The organism is Duganella guangzhouensis, assembly GCF_009674535.1.
Lineage (GTDB): Bacteria > Pseudomonadota > Gammaproteobacteria > Burkholderiales > Burkholderiaceae_D > Rugamonas > Rugamonas guangzhouensis.
On record NZ_WKJK01000017.1, the window covers coordinates 1 to 19,171 of the forward strand.

Consider the following 19,171-nt stretch of genomic DNA (forward strand, 5'->3'; position numbering starts at 1 on the left):
AGCTGATTAACAGCTACGGCCCGACCGAAACCGTCATCACGTCGGTGGTTCAGGACTGCGCGGCGTACCTGCAAGGCGACTTGCCGCTGCCGGCACAGATGCCGATAGGCCGGCCACTGGCTGGCCGTCATTGCCATGTGCTGGATGCGAACCTGTCGCTGACGCCACCGGGCGTGCCGGGCGAGCTGTATATCGGCGGCCCGCTGCTGGCACGTGGCTACATGGGCCGCGCCGGCCTGTCGTCGGAGCGCTTTGTGGCGGACCCGTTTGACGACGCGGGCGGGCGACTGTACCGCACCGGCGACCTGGCGCGCTGGAACAGTGCGGGCCAGCTGGAGTATCTGGGTCGTACCGACCATCAGGTGAAAATACGCGGCTTCCGCATTGAACTGGGCGAGATCGAAGCGCGCTTGCTGGCACTGCCGGACGTATCGGCCGCAGTGGTGGTCGCACTGGCCGCACCGGGTGGCAGCCAGATGCTGGCCGCCTACGTCGCAGGCGCACCTGGTGCAGCGCCGGACGCACAGGAACTGCGCGCCGTACTGGCCGCGCAACTACCAGACTACATGGTGCCATCCTCGTTGACCGTGCTGGACGCGTTGCCGCTGAATGCCAACGGCAAGATCGACCGCAAAGCGCTGCCGGCACCAGACTGGGATGCCGGCCAACGTTACGAAGCGCCGCAAGGCGCGGCGGAACAGGCATTGGCCGCGATCTGGTCGGAAGTGCTGGACCTCGAACGCATCAGCCGTCATGACAATTTCTTTGAGCGGGGCGGACATTCGCTAACGGTCATGAAGCTGGCGGCGGAACTGCGCCAGCGCCATGGTGTCAGCATACCGCTGCGTACCGTGTTCGAATCACCAACGATTGCAGCGCTGGCCGCCATCCCCGCGCTGCAAGGCTTGAATGGCAGCGCCAATGGCGATCTCGCGGCAATCGATGCCTTACTCGCAGAACTGGAATCCTGATATATGCAATTTGATCCACTCCAACTCGCCGAGCGGGTTGCCGCTTTACCCGCAGAGAAGCGCAAGGTTCTGCTGCAAAGATTGACCGAACAAGGTGTCGATGTCGCTGCACTGCCGATCGTGAAAGCGCCTCGCACTGGAGCGCTGCCGCTGTCTCATGCTCAGCGCGGCCTATGGCTGACATGGCGTCTCGCGCCAACCAGCGCGGCCTACAATATGGAAGGCACGCTGGTGCTGCGCGGTGCGCTCGACGTGGCCGCCATGTCCAGCGCTGTCGATGCGTTAGCGGAGCGGCATGAAGTCTTGCGCACCGTATTCCGCGCGACGGCTGATGATGATGCCGAACAGCTGATTGTGGCTGGCAGCGGGAACGCACTGGAGATCGTCGATCTGTCGGTGCTGGCAGCGGAAGCACGCTTGGCGCGCGCCGCTGAACTGGTCGCGGAAAACGCCAGCACGCCGTTTGATCTGGAATCCGGCCCGGTATGGCGCGTGCGTTTGCTGAAACTGGACGCGCAAACGCATTGGCTGTCTATCGTGGTTCACCATATTGTTGCCGATGGTTGGTCCGCCTCCGTGCTGATGCGCGATCTGGGCGCCTTGTATGCGGCGCACGCGGGAAAGTCCGCCGTTGCGCTGCCTGATTTGCCGATCCAGTTTGCCGACTACGCGTTGTGGCAGCGCGACTGGGCGGCGGCGGGAGAGCTTGATCGCCAATTGGCTTACTGGCAGACCAAGTTGGGTGGCGACCATGCGCCGCTGGCATTGCCCCTCGATCGCGCGCGTCCGCGTGAACGTTCCGATGCGGCGGCGCGCCATGCTTTCGTGTTGCGCGGCGCGAGCGCTATCGCAGTTCAGGCGCTGGCCGAAAAACATGGCTGCACGCGCTTTATCGTGATGCTCGCGTTGCTGAAGCTGACGCTTGCCCATCTTTGCGGCGCGCAGCATGTATCGGTTGGTTCGCCGGTCGCCAACCGCCAGCGCGCGGAAACGCAAAATCTGCTTGGCTATCTGCTGAATGTTCTGGTGCTGCGCACGCGCGTGGATCTGGGCGCCAGCTTCGATCATCTGTTGGAACAGGTGCGCTCCACGGTGCTGGATGCGCAGTCGCATGCGGATTGTCCGTTCGATCTGCTGGTATCGTCGCTGCAAGTGCGGCGCGAGGCGGGCGTGCATCCGCTGTTTCAGGTCAAATGCACGGAACAGCAACAGGTGGCTGGTGTCGCCGGTTTCGGCGGATTGGAAACCAGCGTGTACGACGGCGCGGCCAAACTGGCGCACTTTGACCTGAGCCTGGACTTTGCCGCCAAGGATGGCGAGATTGTTTGTGGGCTGGCTTATGCGTGCGATATTTTCGATGCCGGAACGATAGCGGCTATCGCCGATCTGATGGAAACGCTGCTGCTGCGCGTCGTCGGCGCGCCCAATCAGGCGCTGGCCAGCCTGCTGCCTGAACGCGGCCTGGCGCATTGTGCCGGGGAGACGCGGTCGCGCGATCTGGACGATGATGTGCTGACGTGTTGGCGCCGCGCGGTGATCGCAACGCCGGATGCGGCGGCTGTACGTTATGAAGAGCAGGTTGTCAGTTTCGCTCAGCTGGATGGCCTGAGTGATGGTCTGGCATTGCAATTACGCGAACAGAGCGTGGGACCGGAAGTCCGGGTCGGTGTCTATGCTCCGCGCTCGGCTGAACTGGTACTGGGGATGCTGGCGGTCTTCAAGGCCGGCGGCGCCTATGTGCCGCTGGACCCGGCGCTGCCGCCAGAGCGCCTGCGTTATCAAGCGCAAGACAGCCAGATCGCGGTGCTGTTGCACGCGGACTTGCCGTCATGGGAAAGCGAGGTGCCGCGACTGGCGCTCAATACCGATGCCCCAGCGAGCAATGCAGGACTGACGCCAGTGCCAGTCACACCTGGTCAGGCGGCCTATGTGATTTACACGTCCGGCTCGACCGGCAAGCCGAAAGGTGTGATCGTCAGCCGTGGCGCGCTGGCGAATTACGTCGCCGGTGTTCTGGAGCGCCTGAGCACAGGCACCAGCAGCATGGCCATGGTATCGACTGTCGCTGCGGACTTGGGACACACCGTACTATTTGGCGCCTTGTGCGCCGGACGTTTGCTGCACCTGATTTCGGCCGAACGCGCTTTCGATCCTGACCGTTTTGCCGAGTACATGGCGCGTCATCAGGTCGGCGTGCTGAAGATCGTTCCTAGTCATCTGCAGGCACTGCTCAGTGCCGCCGATCCGGCTGCCGTGCTGCCATCGGATTGTCTGATTGTCGGCGGCGAAGTCACACGCTGGCCATTGCTGGAGAAATTGCATGCGCTGCGGCCTGCCATGCGCGTGCTGAATCATTACGGTCCCACCGAAACAACGGTAGGCATCCTGACGCAGCGCGCGGAAGTTGCCACCCGCGCAGCGGCCAGCCTGCCTTTGGGGCATCCGCTGCCCAACAGCCAGGTGTGGGTACTGGATGAAAAATTGGAAGCCATGCCGATTGGTGGCGTAGGGGAGTTGTATCTGAGTGGTGCCGGCGTGGCGCGCGGCTATCAGATGCGTCCGGGTCAGACGGCCGAGCGTTTTGTCGCGCATCCGTTTGCAGAGGGCGAGTGCATTTACCGCACCGGCGACCGTGTGCGCATGCTCGACGATGGCGCGCTGGAATTCCTCGGACGCGTCGACGATCAGGTCAAGATAAGGGGCTACCGCGTGGAATTGCGCGAGCTGGTGCAAGCCCTGTTGTCGCAGTCCGGCGTGGCCGCCGCCGAAGCGATCGCCCGGGATGGCGAGGATGGCCGCAGCCGTTTGTATGCTTACGTCGTCGCGCAGGCCGGCCAGCAACTGGACGGAACTGCCCTGGCTGCGCGGCTGGCTGACAGCCTGCCCGACTACATGGTGCCCAGCGCGGTCATGGTGCTGGATGCGATGCCACTCAACGCCAACGGCAAGATAGACCGCAGGGCTTTGCCGGAACCCGCGCGTGCCGCAGTAGCAAGCGATGCGCCGCAAGGCGTTATGGAGCAGGCCTTGGCCGAGGTTTGGTGCGAGGTGATGGGACTTGACAGCGTAGGCCGCCATGATAACTTCTTTGAACTGGGCGGTGACTCGATACTGAGTTTGCAGATCGTGGCGCGCAGCCGCAAGCGTGGCTACAAGATCGCCCCCAAACAGCTGATGGAGCGGCAGACGATAGCCGCGCTGGCGGCACTGGCGCAGCCTTTAGCCACTGCGACGCCGCCTGTCGCCTTGCCGGCCGCACCAGTTGCACCAGCGGCACCGCAGGCCGCCGGTCTGCTGCCGGTGCAGCAGTGGTTCTTCGAGCAGGAATTCGCGACACCGACGCATTGGAATCAGTCCATACTGCTGGCTGGTCCGGAAGCCGTCGATGCTGCGGGCATCGGCGCCATCATCGCGCAGCTGGTTCAGCACCACGAGGCGCTGCGGACCCGGTTCTTCTCTGGCACGACTGGCTGGATGCAGCAGCCTGGCGTCGCGGGAGACATCTTCCGTAGCGTGGATTTGAGTGGCGAAACAGATATCCCGGCCGCCGTGACACGTGTGGCATCGGAATACCAGCGCAGCCTGCGTTTCGATCTGCCGTTCCGCGCGGTCTGGATGCAGCTCGGCACCGGACGCGGAAACCGCCTGCTGCTAGTGGCACACCACCTGATTGTCGATGGTGTCTCTTGGCGCGTCATACTGGAAGACTTGCAAACCCTGTACGCGCAGAACGGCGCCGCATTGCCGGCTAAGACCAGCACTATCCTCCAGTGGGGCGACGCGCTGAACCGATATGCGCGCAGTCCGTCGCTGACCACGCAGTTGCCATATTGGCGTGCCCTGACGGCCACCGAGCCGTCGCTGCCCGCCGACCACCCAGACGCCAGTAATACGCTGGCAGATGCGCATACCTTGCAAGTTCACCTGGATGCCGAACAGACCGCGCAATTGCTGGGCGCCGCGCACAAGGCGTATCGCACTCAGGTCAACGATCTGCTGCTGGCGGCGTTGACGCGCACACTGTGCACATGGGCGCAGCGTGACAGTGTGCTGATCGAACTGGAAGGCCACGGCCGCGAGGATTTGTTTGACGGCCTGGATCTGAGCCGCAGCGTTGGCTGGTTCACGGCGCTCTATCCGGCACGGCTGGAAGGCGCTGCTGTGGATGCGGGCGCACTGATACAGTCGGTCAAAGAGCGGCTACGCCAGGTGCCGGATCGTGGCCTTGGCTACGGCGTGTTGCGCTATCTGACGCGTGATGCCATGCTGAGTAACGCCGCCGGAAAACCGCAAGTGACGTTCAACTATCTTGGCCAGACTGGCCAGACGCTGCGCCAGGATACGCCATGGCAGTTGGCGTCGGAGAGCGCTGGCACCAGCCGTGCGGCGGATAGCACGCGCCGTAGCTGGTTCGATGTCGGCGCGATAGTGTTGGATGGCCGCCTGCAATTGAGCTGGACGTTCAGCCGCGCATTGCACGCTGATGCGACCGCGATGGCGCTGCTGAACAGCTTCCGCGACCAACTGCAACTGCTGATCGCGCATTGCCGCAGCGGCGCAAGCGGGGTTACGCCGTCTGATTTTCCATTGGCGGGACTGAATCAGCAGCAGCTGAATGCCGCTGGTCTGCCATCCGCGCAGCTGGAAGACTTGTACCCGTTGTCGCCGATGCAGGCCGGGATCATGTTCCATCGCATGCTGACGCCGGCCGGCAGCGCGTACGTCAACCAGCTGGCTGTCGATATCGACGGCCTGGATGCGGCGCGCTTTGCGCAGGCCTGGCGCGACGCGGTGGCCCGACACGCGATTCTGCGTACGGGCTTCATTCTGCATGAACAGGGGCCATTGCAGTGGGTCAGCCGCAGTGCTGAACTGCCGGTGCGAGAACTGGACTGGCGTGAACGCGCGGACCTGGCGCCAGCGCTGGAGCAGCTGGAGCAGGATGATCTGGCGCGCGGCTTCGATATGGCGCAGCCGCCGCTGATGCGCCTGACGCTGATACGCGTCAGCGATACGCGCCATCGCGTGATATGGACCCGCCACCATCTGTTGTCTGACGGCTGGAGCAGCTCGCGCCTGCTCACCGAAGTATTGGGTCGTTATGCTGGCAAGCCGCCAGTTGGCGAACCGCCACCGTATCGCGACTACATCGCCTGGCTGGCTGCACGCAATGGGACCCTGGACGGGTCGGCGCGGATGTACTGGAGCGGGTTGCTGGCCGGGCTGGAGCAGCCTACGCGGCTGGCGAACCGCCCACAAGTGCCTAACCAGGACTACTGCTATTACCATGATGTGCTGGATGCGCGCGACACCGCATCCTTGTCCGACTATGCGCGTGCCGAGCGTGTGACCGCGAACACCTTGATTCAAGGTGCCTGGGCGCTGCTATTGCAAATGCATACCGGCCGACGCAGCGTGGCCTTTGGTGCGACAAGCGCCGGGCGACCGCCTGAACTGGCGGGCGTGGAGCAGATGATGGGATTGTTCATCAATACCTTGCCGGTGCTGGCGGCACCGCATGCGCAGCAGGATCTCGGTGAATTCCTGCGTGCGTTGCAGGCGCAGAATCTGGCGTCGCGCGAGCATGAGCAAGTCCCGCTGTACCAGATCCAGCGCTGGGCCGGGAAGCCTGGCCAATCGCTGTTCGATACGTTGCTGGTGTTTGAAAACTATCCAGTCGACCGCGCCTTGCGGCAGGATAGCATGGGCGGTTTGGTCTTCGGCGCCATGAACAGCCGCGAGGAAGTCAATTATCCATTGACGCTGACGATAGACATGGGCAGTACCTTGAGTATCGAATACGCCTATCAGAGCGCGTCGATCGGCACAGCTGCGGTCCAGGCCATGGCGGCACAGTTGCGTAGCTTGTTGCTGGCAATCGCGGGCCGTCAGGTAAGCACGGTTGGCGATGCCGTCAAGTTGCATGCTGCGCCGGAAGGCATCAGCGAACATGCCATGGCTGCGCTGTGGACCGAGCTGCTGGGCGTAGAACGGATAGGACGCCACGATGACTTCTTTGAACTCGGCGGCCACTCGCTGCTGGCGCTGCGGCTGATCAAGATGGTGGAACAACGCCTGCCGCAACTTCGTCTGACGCTGGCGGCTTTCATGCAGGCGCCGACGGTAGCGCAAGCCGTCCGGCAGGCGTAAAAAAACCGGCCGCAGTGCAAACTGCGGCCGGTCTTGAGATGATACTGATTACCAGTGATAGGTGGCGGTGACCAGCACCTGGCGCGGATCGCCGTAGTTGCAGTAGCCGCTGCCGCATTCGGCCAGATAGCTGCGGTCAGCCAGGTTTTTGACGTTCAGCGCATATTTCCAGTGTGCCTGCTGGAAGTTCAAGCCTGCGTCGACAACGGTGTAGGCGGGGACGTGGTAATTTTCGCCGGACGACACGGTGGAGCCGACGTAGCGCACGCCGCCGCCCAGGCGCAGACCAGGCAGGCCCAGAGCCGAGAACTGATAGTCAGCCCAGGCGGAAGCCATGTTGCGCGGCGTGTTCGGTTGACGCGAACCGACTGAAGCCTGGTCGGCGGCGCTGGCCTTGGTGATCTTGGCGTCAGTGTAAGTATAGGAGGTGATCAGGCGCAGGGCGCGGCTGATGTCGGTGCGAGCCTCCAGTTCCAGGCCGCGCGCACGCACTTCGCCCAGCTGCACCGAGTAGTCGGTATCAACCGGGTCCGGCGACAGCACATTGCTTTGGGTGAGCTGGTACAAGGCGGCCGACAGCAGGGTGTTGCTGCCTGGCGGTTGATAGCGCACGCCGGCTTCATATTGCGTGCCCTTGGTGGGCTTGAAGCGATTGCCCAGACGGTCGCTATCGCTCTGTGGCTGGAAGGACTGGCTGTAGCTCACATAAGGCGCGACGCCGCCATCCGCCAGGTAGACCAGGCCCGCGCTGCCGGTGGTGGCGCTGTTTTTCTCTTCGCTCCAGTCGGTGACGAAGTAATCGCTGTTGCGGTACTTGACGTCGTCGTGGCGCGCGCCGACGACAGCGACCCAGCGCTGGTCGACCTTGATCTGATCTTGCGCATAGACGCCAACCAGACGTTCTTTGCGACGATAACCATCCGAGCCGTCGTCACCATATGGCTTGGCGCCATAGACCGGTGCGAACAGGTCCAGTGGCGCGATGAATTGGTAGGCGCGCAGGCGGCGGTTATCGGCATCGCTGCCATCGACGCCAACCACCACCTTGTGCGCCAGCGCGCCAGTGTTGAAATCACTTTGTAAATACGCGTCCACGGTCCACGCTTTAACGTGTTCCATGCGCTGTACCGCAAAGCGGGTCAGGGTGCGCAGGTCATCCAGCAAGGAGTCGCGGCCGGCGTAATTCCAGTGCATCAGCGCGTCGCTGTGGCGTGCCGCGAAATTGAGGCTGGTCTGCTCGTTCAGCTTATGCGAAATCAGTACCGCGATATTTTTGTGGGTGTCTTCCTTTTTATCGGTAGGCTCGCCCAGATTGCGGCCGGGCGGCAGTATGCCGTTCGGGTTGTACAGCAGCGAACCTTCAGGCGCCACGCCCCATTGACGGTTGTAGCGTGATTTCTGATATTGCGCCAGCAGGGTGATCGAGGTATCGGCCGAGGGCTTCCAGGTCAGCGCCGGCGCGACATACAGGCGGTTGTCCGGCACGAAGTCGATGAAGGTATTGCTATTGCGTTTCAATGCCGTGAAGCGATAAGTCAGGCTGCCATCCTCATTGAGGGCGCCGCCGAAGTCGCCGGTGACCTGTTTGCGCTGATAGCTGCCGGCTTCCACGCTGATCTCGTGCAGCGTTTCGGCGGTGGGGCGCTTGGTGACCAGATTGACGATGCCGCCAGGTTCGGCGGCGCCGTACAGCAACGAGGCCGCGCCACGCAGCACGTCAACGCGCTCCAGGCCAAACGGCTCCTGCGTGCCGGTGAAGGTATTGCTGGGCGAGCGCAGGCCGTCACGGCGGATGCTGCTGTTGTCTACGCTGAAGCCGCGCAGCACGATATTGTCTGCATCGCGATAGCCATTGCCCTGGATGCCCACGCCGGGTGTATAGCCCAGTACCTCGCGCAGCGAAGTCGAACCTTGCGCCTCAATTTGATCGGCCGTCACCACTGACACCGACTGCGGCGTTTCGATCAGCGGCGTGTCGGTCTTGGTGGCGCTGGCGCTGCGCTTGGCGACGTAGCCATCCACCTTGCCGGTCGCGGTTTCCGCGATGGCCGTTCCGCTGACGGTCACTGTTGTCAGCGTTTTGTCATCGGTGGCAGGTCCGCCTTGCTGGGCATGGGCCGAGTTGCCGCTGAAGGCCACACCGGCCAGCGCTGCGTGCAGGGACAGCGACAGGACGCTACGGCGTAGGTGGTTTGGACGCGGAAGGTTGTCGTTATTTTTCATATGCGATGCTTTAGTCATACCTGGTTGATAAATCGTGATGGCCCGCTTATGCCGCCAGCGCGGACTGCAAGGGCCGTTGTAAATTGCGCCGCGCGTTTTGCACGGCGACGCTAAAGATGTCGAGTACGTGATCGAGCTGCTGCTCGGTGATGATCAGCGGCGGCAGGAAGCGCACCACGCTGCCGTGGCGTCCACCGAGTTCGATAATCAGGCCGTGGCGCAGGCACTCCGCCTGTATCGATTTGGCCATGGCGGTGGCGGCGGCGGGGTGGCCAAGACGGTTGCTTGCGCCATCCGGATCGATGACTTCGACACCGACCATCAGGCCACGCCCGCGTACGTCTCCCAGTTGCGGGTGCACGCCTTGCAGTTGGCGCAGGCCGCGCATCAGGCGCTGGCCCATGCGTTCCGCATGTTCCGGAATGGCCTCGCGGCGCAGCAGTTCAATCGTGGCCGAACCGGCGGCCATGGCCAACTGGTTGCCGCGGAAGGTGCCGGCGTGTGCGCCGGGCTGCCACAGGTCCAGCTCCTGCTGATAGATCACCACCGACAGCGGCAAGCTGCCGCCGATGGCCTTGGACAGCACCACCACATCCGGCGTGATGTCGCCATGTTCAAACGCGAACCATTTGCCGGTGCGGCCAAAGCCGGTTTGCACTTCGTCGATGATCAATGGCACGCCGGCGCTGCGCGACAGGCCCCGTGCGCCTTGCAGCCAGGCCGCAGGTGCTGGAATCACGCCGCCTTCGCCCTGCACCGCTTCAAAGATGATGCCAGCCGGCGCGGGGACGCCGCCCTCGGGATCGGTCAGCACGGTTTCCAGATAGCTCAGACCCGCCTGGACGCCGGCATCGCCGCCCAGCCCAAACGGGCAGCGGTAGTCATAAGGGTAGGGCATGAACTGCACGCCTTGCTGAATGCCGCCCAGCGGTTTCTTGGGCCCCAGTGACCCCATCAACTGCAGCGCGCCCTGAGTCATGCCGTGATAGGCGCCGTGGAAGGCCAGCATGGTGCCGCGACCGGTCGCGGTTTTGACCAGTTTGAGTGCCGCTTCAACCGCATCGGCGCCGGTCGGGCCGCAAAACTGGATACGGGCGTTACGCGATAGGGATGGCGGCAGGATGTCGAACAAATCCTGCATGAAACGGTCTTTGACTGGCGTGGTCAGGTCCAGCGTGTGCAGCGGCAGGCCGTCGTCCAGCACCCGGCGCAACGCTTCGATGACGACCGGATGATTATGACCCAGCGCCAGCGTGCCCGCACCGGCCAGGCAATCGATGAATACGCGGCCTTCGATGTCTTCCACATAAATGCCGTGAGCCCGCTTCAACGCCAGTGGAATGCGGCGCGGATAACTGCGCGCGCTGGATTCGTGGGCATCCTGGCGCTCCAACAGCGCATTTCGGGTAAAGGTATAAGGAGTGGTCAGCGCATGATGGCGGCTGGCCAGGTCGCGTCCGAGCGCTGCGGCGGATGCGCCGCTTTGCAGTGCGGGTTGTAGGGGCATAGGGGTTCTCCTGGAGTTCTCCGTTAGGTAGTGCTCCATAGACGTTCGAGTACATCGTTTGTTTAATCACTAAACACCGGCGGCGATGAAACGTCTTGAGCGGATCGACAGCATGCAGGGATCAATATGGGTATGAACGCAGTACGGCTGGCCTCCGCGCTGGCCGTGGGAATAACTTTGCTGGCCGCGCCGGCGGTGCAGGCCGAGACGCGGTTGCGCCGCACCACGGACGGCGTGGTCCACGTCCGCGCCACCGACTGGCGCGGGCTGGGCTTGGGCGTCGGCTATGCACAGGCGCAGGATGCCCTGTGCACGCTCGCCGACGCATTCCTTACCTTCGAGGGGAAGCGTTCTTATTATTTTGGCCCCGAGGCCAAGCCGGCGCACCATGCGACGTTCGGCCGCGCGCCGAATCTGGAATTGGATGTGTTTTTCCGCGCCGAGGCGGATGATGCGCTGGTGGCACGCTACCGTGCCGCCCAGCCAGAGGCGCTGCGGCAGATGGTGGAGGCGTATGCCGTGGGTTACAACCGCTATCTGGCGCAAGCCCGGCGCGCGCCTGCGGCGCAGGCACCGGCCTGCGTGCGTCAACCTTGGGTACGGGAGATTAGCGATGCCGATATTTACCGCCGCATGTATGCCGCGAATATCGCCGGTGGCTACGCGCGTTTTATTCCCGAACTGGCCAAGGCGGCGCCGGGACAGGCTGCGACTGACGGCAAGCCGGCGCTAGCCTCAATGGGGGGATTGGGCGGATTGGCCGGCCAGCTGTCGCACACCATAGGCGAATCGGCCGGCCTGGGTAGTAATATGATGGCCTTCGGCCGCCAGGCGACTGGCGCCGATGGCGTCCTGCTGGGGAATCCGCATTGGTACTGGGGTGGGCCGGACCGGTTCTACCAGATGCAGCTAACCATACCGGGCAAGATCGATGTCGCGGGCGTGGCCTTCCTTGGCATACCGGTGGTGATGCTGGGCTTTAACCAGCAGATCGCCTGGAGCCACACGGTGTCGGCGGCCCGCCGTTTCGGCTTGTTTGAACTGGCGCTGGACCCGGCCGATCCCACGCGCTATCTGGTGGACGGCAAGTCCGAGGCCATGCAGCAGCGTGAAATTGTTGTGCCGCTGGCTGGTGGCGGCAGCGTGCGTCGTGTCCATTACAGCAGCCGCTATGGCCCAATCATCGATCTGGGTGGACGCCATCCGGCATTCGGCTGGGGCGCGCAACGGGCGCTGGCGCTACGCGATATCAATAGTGACAACTTCCGTATCTTTAGCAATTTCCTCGACTGGGGTGGAGCGCATTCGCTGGATGAATTCATCGCCATTCAGAAGCGGGGCACGGCCACGCCGTGGGTGAATACCGCTGCGATTGGCCGTGGCGATCCGCGTGTCTGGTACGCCGACATGGGCGCGGCGCCGAATGTGCCGGATGCGCTGCGCAGCGAGTGCTCCGGTGCGTTGGCGAAGTATTTTGCGGCGGTCGATCCCTTGACGCCACTGCTGGATGGCAGCCGCAGTGCGTGCGACTGGCGTAGTGACAGCAATGCGGTGCAAAAAGGTGCGCTGCCCGCCACCGCCATGCCTAATCTGTTGACCGAACGTTATATCGCCAATATGAATGACAGCTACTGGCTGGCGCAACCGGCGACACCGCTGGAAGGCTATCCGCTGGTGCTGGGCGGCGAACGCAAGGCGCTGTCGCCGCGCGCCCGCTATGGTTATCAGCTGGCGGCTTCGCTGATGCGGCAGACGGCTGGCACGCCCGCCGCGCTGGCGCGGCAGTTGATGCATAGTGCGCTGGACCCGCGCAATGAAGCGGCCCTGCTATTCAAACAGCCCTTGCTGGAGCAGGCTTGTACCACACCGGATGTGGAGCGTGCGTGCCAGGTGCTGAGGCGCTGGAACGATAGCGCCAATCCTGGCGATCATGGTGCATTGTTATGGGATGCCTTCTGGTCTGAACTGGACGAGATCCCGGTGCAGGAGTTGTATGCCACGCCGTTCTCCTCTGAGGCGCCGTTGCAAACGCCGGCCGGTGTGCGGGCGGGTGAGGTCCGCGTAGGCCAGGCACTGCAAAGAGCGGTCGCACAGTTGGAGAAAAAAGGTTGGCGGCTGGATGAACCGCTGTCGGCCAGACTGACGGTACACAACGGCGCCCAGGTTCTGAATCTGTACGGCGGCTGCCATGACAGCGGCTATTTCACCGTGGTCTGCCAGCCCGGCGGTGGTTATGCGATGGATGCCAACACCCATGGCAACAGCTATTTGCAGGTGGTGTATTTTGCTGCGGACGGCGTGCATGCGCATACTTTGCTGGCGCACGGCCAGGGCGAACGGGCGCTGGATGGCGGTGCGGCCGATACTGCCGATACGGCCATCGCTCGCTACGTCCGCAAGGACTGGCTGCGCTTCCCATTTACGGAGCAGGAAATCCGTCGCGCGGCAGTCAGCACTCAGGTCTTGCGCGAATAACGCGGATCCAGCGGGCAGCACTCGCAGAACTCGCGATCCGGCATCAGATACACCAGGCAGCACTGGCGATGCAAGGTGTGGGTGATGCTGGTGCCGTCCTCGATCAGCGTTGCGCGGCGCAGGCGGGTATAGAGCGGATTGCGCTCGCCATTGGCGCGCTGCGGATTATCCAGCAGCTGATGGCGGTCGCTGGCGGCCAATCCCCGTAGCCCAAGCTGCGGTTCCAATGGTGACGCGTGCAGCAGCACGCTGTCGATATAGCGTGCCGCGTTCCCCCATAATATTTTCAGCGACACGCCGCTCATGCCCGCAAGTGCGCCAAACAGCGGCGCCAGGTGATGATCAAGCAGGGCGTGATAGCGCTGCGCGAAGCTGTCGCCCGTGTACGGCGTGCCCTGATCCGGCAAATAAAAGCGCCGCACCGCGCCGGCGGCATCGAATTCCAGACGGATGTGTTCCGGCGCGACCTCGAATCGATGACGCAGCAGCGTGGCCGCCACCATGACCGGTGGCAGCAGCGCTTCCAGATAGCTGCGGCTCCATGCCGAAGCGACCGGACGCGGATCGTCGCTGCCGCAATGGCGGGCATGATCCGACAGCACGGCCTTCAGCAAAGCCGGTTGTTGTATCAGACTGGCCAAGGTCGGCGCCTGCGGCGGCGCCGGTGCACAGCTCAGCGCCGCGCCGTACGGTTCCCATTCGCCGCGAAAGATGGGGGCCAGCACCTTCATCATGGGCGGCCTTGGTGGTGAATTGCATGCATGGAGAGCTAGACGGCTGGCGGCGTCAAAAAATTAGTAAACATCCGGCTGGCTCAGACGTCCTAAAGCGGAGCGGGCCTGAAATCCGCCATTTTCATGTTAACTGAGGCTTAATTGAGGTCTTCATGCTGTCTTATCTGATCCGGCAATCCCGCCAGTTGCTGACCGCCGCCGCGCTGGCCAGTATCGTATCCGGCACCTGTAGCGTTTTTTTGCTGGTGCAGGTGAACACGGCGCTGACCGCGAACGCCACCGAACGCGCTGATTTGGCCTGGATATTTGCCGCTGTCGCAGTCGGCACCATGGTGGCACGCATGATTGCGGCCGTGTTGTTTGAGCGTCTGAGCCAGCACGCCCATGCCGAATTGCGCAGCTATATATCGGCACGGGTGGTGGCGACCGACTACCGCAAGCTGGAAGCGCTCGGCGGTGCGCGCGTGCAGTCCGCGCTGTCCGAGCATAGCGCCCGGGTGGCGGACTTCTTTGTCAGCGTCCCGTCCATCATCATCAATGGCATCGTGGTGCTGGGCTGTCTGGTGTACATGGCGTGGCTGTCATGGCAGGTGTTTTGCGCGGCAGTGGTGGTGATCGGCCTGGGATCGCTGGGCTACCATCTGGCGCATTTGCGCGCGATCGGCCATCTGGATACCGCGGCGCGCGAGCAGGACAAGCTGTTCGATTATTTCCGTTCGCTGGTGGACGGCGCCAAGGAACTGCGCCTCAACCGGGCCAAGCGTGAGGTGTTTGCCGGGCAGGTACTGGGCCGCTCGATCGAGACGGTACGCCGCGAGCGTACGCTGGGGATGTCGATTTTCGTGGTGTCCGCCAGTTGGGGCAATTTCCTGGTGTATGGCTTTATCGGTCTGGTGTTGTTTGTGCTGGTCGGCGATGTGCCGGACCGCGCCCGCGTCATGACCGGCTTTGCGCTAATGTTCCTGTACATGATTACGCCGCTGGAGAATTTGCTGCTGAATGTCCCGCGCATCAATCTGGCGCGCGTGTCGGCGCGGCGCATCGAGAGTATCGCCAACGATTTGCCACTGTCGCTGCCATCCACCGTCATGACGCCGCCGGCACCGCTGCGCAGCCTGGTGCTGGACGGTGTGCGTCATAGCTACTATCACGAAGTCCACGACGACATCTTTTCGCTGGGGCCGATCCGCCTGGACTTCGCACCGGGGCAGATCACCTTCCTGGTCGGCGGCAATGGCAGCGGCAAAACCACGCTGGCCAAGCTGCTGGCGGGCTTGTATGTGCCGGAGGACGGACGCATACTGGTCAACGGCGAAAATATCGATGACGCAGGGCGCGACCGCTACCGCCAGCATTTCAGCGCCATCTTCGCCGACTTCCATTTGTTTGACAGTCTGCTGGATGGCGCCGGCGCCGATCTCGATGCACGCGCGAATGCCTTGCTGGCCAAGCTGCATTTGCAGCACAAGGTACAGGTCAAAGAGGGCGCCTTCAGCACCCGCGCGCTGTCGCAAGGACAACGCAAGCGACTGGCGCTGGTGGTCGCCTACCTTGAAAACCGTCCGTTCCTGATCTTTGACGAGTGGGCCGCCGATCAGGACCCGGTGTTCAAGGATGTGTTCTACCGCGAAGTGCTGCCGGAACTGCGCGCCATGGGCAAGGCCGTGCTGGTGATTTCGCACGACGACCGCTACTTCCCGCTGGCCGACCGGTTGGTGCGAATGGAAAATGGCCAGGTCATTTCGGTGGAGACGCACGCCGCACCGCAAATGCGTGAAGCCGCGACGCTGGAGCCGGATCTGGCATGACGCTGTCGGCCCGATTGCTGCCGCAACGCGGTTTGCTGGTTCTGTTGCACCGTTATGTAGGACTGGTGCTGGCGGGTTTTCTGCTCATCGCAGGCATCAGCGGCGCGCTGCTGGCCTGGAACGACGAGCTGGAAGCGCTGGCCGCGCCGGAGTTGATGCTGGTGACGCCGCCGCCCGGCGCGCGTCCGCTAGACGCGCTGCTGCTGCGCGAGAAAATGCTGGCCTATTTCCCGGGCCTGCAACTGCCTTACGCCGCGCTGCACATGGAGCAGGGCCGCAGCCTGATGTACTCGATCAAGCGCCGGCCGCCGGCAGCTGACGGCAGCATCGGCGACGATCAGGCTTTCATCAACCCTTACACTGGTGAGCTGCTGGGCACCCGCAAATGGGGAGATCTGGCGCAGGGACGTAAAAACTGGATGCCCTTTATCTACCGGCTGCACACGTCGCTGGTGCTGGGCACCGTCGGGACGTATGCGTTCGGCGTGATATCGCTGCTATGGACGTTGGATTGTTTTGTCGGCGCCTGGCTGACGTTCCCACCGCGTACCAGCAAGCCAGCGGCAAAGTCGTGGGGCGCGCGCTGGTGGCCGGCGTGGCGTATCCGTCGGGTCGGCGGACATAAACTGGTGTTCGATATGCACCGCGCCGGCGGCTTGTGGCCTTGGGCCTTGTTGTTGGTGATTGCCTGGAGCGGGGTTGCCTTCAATCTGAAGGAAGTCTATCAACCGGTCATGGCCAGTCTGTTTGCGCATCAGTTATCGGAGGATGCGTATCCGCCATTGGCCGAGCCACAGCTGCGGCCAGGCTTGGACTGGCGGGCGGCACGCGCGGTGGCGCGGCGCTTGATGGACCAGCAGGCTGCGCAACTGGGCTTCAGCATCGAAGGCGAGGATGCGCTGATGTACATTCCCGACCGCGCGCTGTATGTCTACGACGTCAAAAGCTCGCTCGACGTTGCACGCGTCAATGGCGTAACGCGCTTGATCTTCGATGCAAATAGCGGTGAACTCCGTGGCCGCTGGTTGCCCAGCGGAGCAGCCGCTGGCGACACCATACGGTCCTGGATCACGCTATTGCATCGCGCCGCAATCGGCGGTGTACTTGGTGGTGTCCCAATTAAAACGCTGATTAGCATGATTGGGCTAGCAACCACGGCGCTCAGCATCACGGGAGTCCTGATCTGGATGAAAAAGCGACGCGCCAGATCGTTGGCTTTGCCAGTCCGATAGGGGAAGATCAGGCGGCGCCAATGTGCTCGTACAGAATGGTGCAACCGATCAGAATCAGCACAATCCCGCCCAGCAGTTCGGCGCGTTTGCCGATCAGCCTACCCAGTGCGCGGCCAACCATCACACCGATGGTCACCATGAGGAAGGTGCTGAAGCCGATCGCCGCAGCGATCACATAGATATTCGCGTTGATGAAGGCCAGGCTGGCGCCCACCGCCATTGCGTCGATGCTGGTGGCAATGCCGGTTACCGCCAGCAGCGCGAAGGATTGCTGGTCCGGCGCGGCGGTTTCCTCTTCATCCTTGGAAAAACTCTCGCGTATCATCATCGCGCCCAGAATCAACAGCATGCCGAACGCGATCCAGTGATCCCACTGCTCGACATAGCGCGCCGCCGCCTGGCCGATGGCCCAGCCAATCAGCGGTGTGGTCCCTTCGATGACGCCAAAGATAAGGCCCATGCGCAGCGCTTGCCTCAAATTTGGTTTTTGAACGGTTGCGCCCTTGCTGACAGCAACAGCAAAGGCATCGGTAGACATGGCGAGGGAGAGGGCGGCGGTAGCTAAGAAATTCATGTGGCTTCCAGTTCGGGCATGACAAAAGGCATGCGATATGGCCCGACTGAGCATATCGCACACCTATGGTCTTGCCAAACCTTGCGGCTGTTCGCACCACGGCATTAGCGCCGAGTATGTTGATGCGAACGCTTCTTATTGTGAAGCAGGCTACTCCCCAGAGGGATGAAAATTATACCTTAGAACCACCAAACCCAGGTCCGACACCCTACAGCTGCGGCTAATCACTGAGCACTTTGTCGAGCGCGGCATGAATGCCGTTGATCACCTCTTGCACATCGCGCGCGTTGTCTTTGTGTTTGAGCACGAACAGGGATTTGCGCGCAGGAGTGTCGGAGAAGAACGCTCCCAGCTTGGCGTGTATCGCCCGTTCGATGGTGCGATCGCGCACCAGTCCATGGGCCGCGAATTGCTGTTCCCACCATACGGGGCTGGCCCAGACCAGGTGGCCGTGCAGCGGCCAGCCCAGCTCGTCGCAATGAAAACGGCCGTACAGCTGCTGTTCGCCCACAGCCTGCCACTGGCTGACATACGTGCCGAACACTTGGCCGAACACGTCGTCGGCGCCGAACATCGGCGAATTCAGATAAAAGTAGCCATCTTTCGACACCAGCGCGGCAATCGCACTGATGTACTGGTCGAATTTAACCGGGTTAAGGTGCTCAATGATGTCCATCGCCAGCACCACATCGAAGCGGCGTTCAAATCGCGCCGTGAGCAGATCGGCGAACACCATGCGGTGCTTGATATTTTGGTAGGCCAGCGCAAAGGCGACGTGACTGACGTCGAGTCCGACCACGTCCACGCCGGCTTCTTCAAGCTGGCTGATGACGGCGCCGGTGAAACAGCCCAGTTCCAGGCAGCTGGTGGCGCCCATGCCTTGCACCAGGGCGGCCGTGATGCGCTTGTCGAGATCGATCTTCACGCCCCACACACCGACCCCGTCGTAATAGCGATGGTGTGCGATGGCATGTTCCATGAAGTCGAAATCGGCGTCGCTGTCAGCCTTGAACAGAAGTAGCGGCACGCCATCGGACGTGGTTTCGCGCTCGTAGCGCTCGGGATGGAGTTGCACCAGGTCGGGTAGCTGGTGCGGCGGGATCAGTTGTTTCAATACGGTCGACATGAATTCGCTCGACGACAGCAGGTCTTTTGCGGCGGCGTCGATGGATTTGCCACTCTCCAGTTGATCGACCAGATTGCTGAGGCCGTTCTGGTCGGGCGCGCGGTCGAGTATGCCACGGTACAGCGCGTCCGCGACGTCGGCCGGCGCGTATTGCAAGGGCGGCTGTGGCTCTGGCGGTGCTGGTTCTTCCTTGCGCGCGCGCACCGGCAGGGGATTCAATTTATCGGCAATTTTCTGCAGTACAGAGCGCGCGGAGGTATGAATTGAAAGATCCATCTTGATCCCATGGGAGTGAGGTGACGCAGCAAGAGTACCATTTTGATAATGTTGAATAGTCACACTTTGTCACTGGTCGCCGATAAATGTTATTC

Annotated in this window: 10 protein-coding genes and 1 riboswitch; of the genes, 5 read left to right on the plus strand and 5 right to left on the minus strand. The window is 62.5% G+C overall.

Features of this window, described 5'->3' with window-relative positions:
* Both GJ699_RS25970 and GJ699_RS25975 read left to right on the plus strand, forming a co-directional pair.
* The coding region (locus tag GJ699_RS25970) for a phosphopantetheine-binding protein (RefSeq protein ID WP_154381861.1) at nucleotides 1-971 on the plus strand (971 nt) is incomplete at its 5' end.
* Nucleotides 972-974: 3 nt separating this feature from the next.
* Nucleotides 975-7,121 carry a non-ribosomal peptide synthetase gene (locus GJ699_RS25975; protein WP_154381863.1) on the plus strand — a complete coding sequence of 2,049 codons (6,147 nt, stop codon included), beginning with the start codon at nucleotides 975-977 and terminating at the stop codon, nucleotides 7,119-7,121.
* A 48-nt stretch (nucleotides 7,122-7,169) separates the two neighbouring features.
* Here GJ699_RS25975 and GJ699_RS25980 read toward each other — a convergent pair whose 3' ends face one another.
* Together GJ699_RS25980 and GJ699_RS25985 are read right to left on the minus strand one after the other, a co-directional pair.
* A complete protein-coding gene (locus tag GJ699_RS25980) occupies nucleotides 7,170-9,344 on the minus strand; it encodes a TonB-dependent siderophore receptor (RefSeq protein ID WP_195763652.1) in 2,175 nt (724 codons plus the stop codon).
* A 46-nt stretch (nucleotides 9,345-9,390) separates the two neighbouring features.
* A complete protein-coding gene (locus GJ699_RS25985) occupies nucleotides 9,391-10,851 on the minus strand; it encodes a diaminobutyrate--2-oxoglutarate transaminase (protein ID WP_154381867.1) in 1,461 nt (486 codons plus the stop codon).
* A gap of 132 nt (nucleotides 10,852-10,983) precedes the next feature.
* Between GJ699_RS25985 and GJ699_RS25990 the strand changes: the two genes are divergently transcribed.
* Nucleotides 10,984-13,326 (plus strand): penicillin acylase family protein, encoded by a 2,343-nt coding sequence (locus GJ699_RS25990; protein ID WP_154381869.1) that lies wholly within the window; start codon nucleotides 10,984-10,986, stop codon nucleotides 13,324-13,326.
* Here GJ699_RS25990 and fhuF read toward each other — a convergent pair.
* Nucleotides 13,308-14,060 carry a siderophore-iron reductase FhuF gene (fhuF, locus tag GJ699_RS25995; RefSeq protein ID WP_154381871.1) on the minus strand — a complete coding sequence of 251 codons (753 nt, stop codon included), beginning with the start codon at nucleotides 14,058-14,060 and terminating at the stop codon, nucleotides 13,308-13,310. The genes GJ699_RS25990 and fhuF overlap by 19 nt on opposite strands.
* Nucleotides 14,061-14,212: 152 nt before the next feature.
* Between fhuF and GJ699_RS26000 the strand changes: the two genes are divergently transcribed.
* Together GJ699_RS26000 and GJ699_RS26005 are read left to right on the plus strand one after the other, a co-directional pair.
* Nucleotides 14,213-15,868, plus strand: a complete 1,656-nt coding sequence (locus GJ699_RS26000; protein ID WP_154381873.1) for a cyclic peptide export ABC transporter — start codon at nucleotides 14,213-14,215, stop codon at nucleotides 15,866-15,868.
* Nucleotides 15,865-17,100, plus strand: a complete 1,236-nt coding sequence (locus tag GJ699_RS26005; RefSeq protein WP_154381875.1) for a PepSY-associated TM helix domain-containing protein — start codon at nucleotides 15,865-15,867, stop codon at nucleotides 17,098-17,100. Before GJ699_RS26000 ends, GJ699_RS26005 begins: the two co-directional genes overlap by 4 nt.
* Before the next feature lie 7 nt (nucleotides 17,101-17,107).
* Here GJ699_RS26005 and GJ699_RS26010 read toward each other — a convergent pair whose 3' ends face one another.
* Both GJ699_RS26010 and GJ699_RS26015 read right to left on the minus strand, forming a co-directional pair.
* On the minus strand, nucleotides 17,108-17,674 hold the full coding sequence (locus GJ699_RS26010) for a manganese efflux pump MntP (protein ID WP_154381877.1): 567 nt from the start codon (nucleotides 17,672-17,674) through the stop codon (nucleotides 17,108-17,110).
* A gap of 28 nt (nucleotides 17,675-17,702) precedes the next feature.
* Nucleotides 17,703-17,839: riboswitch (yybP-ykoY riboswitch) on the minus strand.
* Between the two features lie 55 nt (nucleotides 17,840-17,894).
* Nucleotides 17,895-19,076 carry a methyltransferase domain-containing protein gene (locus GJ699_RS26015; protein WP_154381879.1) on the minus strand — a complete coding sequence of 394 codons (1,182 nt, stop codon included), beginning with the start codon at nucleotides 19,074-19,076 and terminating at the stop codon, nucleotides 17,895-17,897.
* Between the last annotated feature and the right edge of the window lie 95 nt (nucleotides 19,077-19,171).

What these genes read in the sequence shown, in the direction of transcription:
- GJ699_RS25975 (WP_154381863.1), top strand. Translation starts at nt 975, where the DNA reads ATGCAATTTGATCCACTCCAACTCGCCGAGCGGGTTGCCGCTTTACCC.
- GJ699_RS25980 (WP_195763652.1), bottom strand. Translation starts at nt 9,344, where the DNA reads ATGAAAAATAACGACAACCTTCCGCGTCCAAACCACCTACGCCGTAGC.
- GJ699_RS25985 (WP_154381867.1), bottom strand. Translation starts at nt 10,851, where the DNA reads ATGCCCCTACAACCCGCACTGCAAAGCGGCGCATCCGCCGCAGCGCTC.
- GJ699_RS25990 (WP_154381869.1), top strand. Translation starts at nt 10,984, where the DNA reads ATGAACGCAGTACGGCTGGCCTCCGCGCTGGCCGTGGGAATAACTTTG.
- fhuF (WP_154381871.1), bottom strand. Translation starts at nt 14,060, where the DNA reads ATGATGAAGGTGCTGGCCCCCATCTTTCGCGGCGAATGGGAACCGTAC.
- GJ699_RS26000 (WP_154381873.1), top strand. Translation starts at nt 14,213, where the DNA reads ATGCTGTCTTATCTGATCCGGCAATCCCGCCAGTTGCTGACCGCCGCC.
- GJ699_RS26005 (WP_154381875.1), top strand. Translation starts at nt 15,865, where the DNA reads ATGACGCTGTCGGCCCGATTGCTGCCGCAACGCGGTTTGCTGGTTCTG.
- GJ699_RS26010 (WP_154381877.1), bottom strand. Translation starts at nt 17,674, where the DNA reads ATGAATTTCTTAGCTACCGCCGCCCTCTCCCTCGCCATGTCTACCGAT.
- GJ699_RS26015 (WP_154381879.1), bottom strand. Translation starts at nt 19,076, where the DNA reads ATGGATCTTTCAATTCATACCTCCGCGCGCTCTGTACTGCAGAAAATT.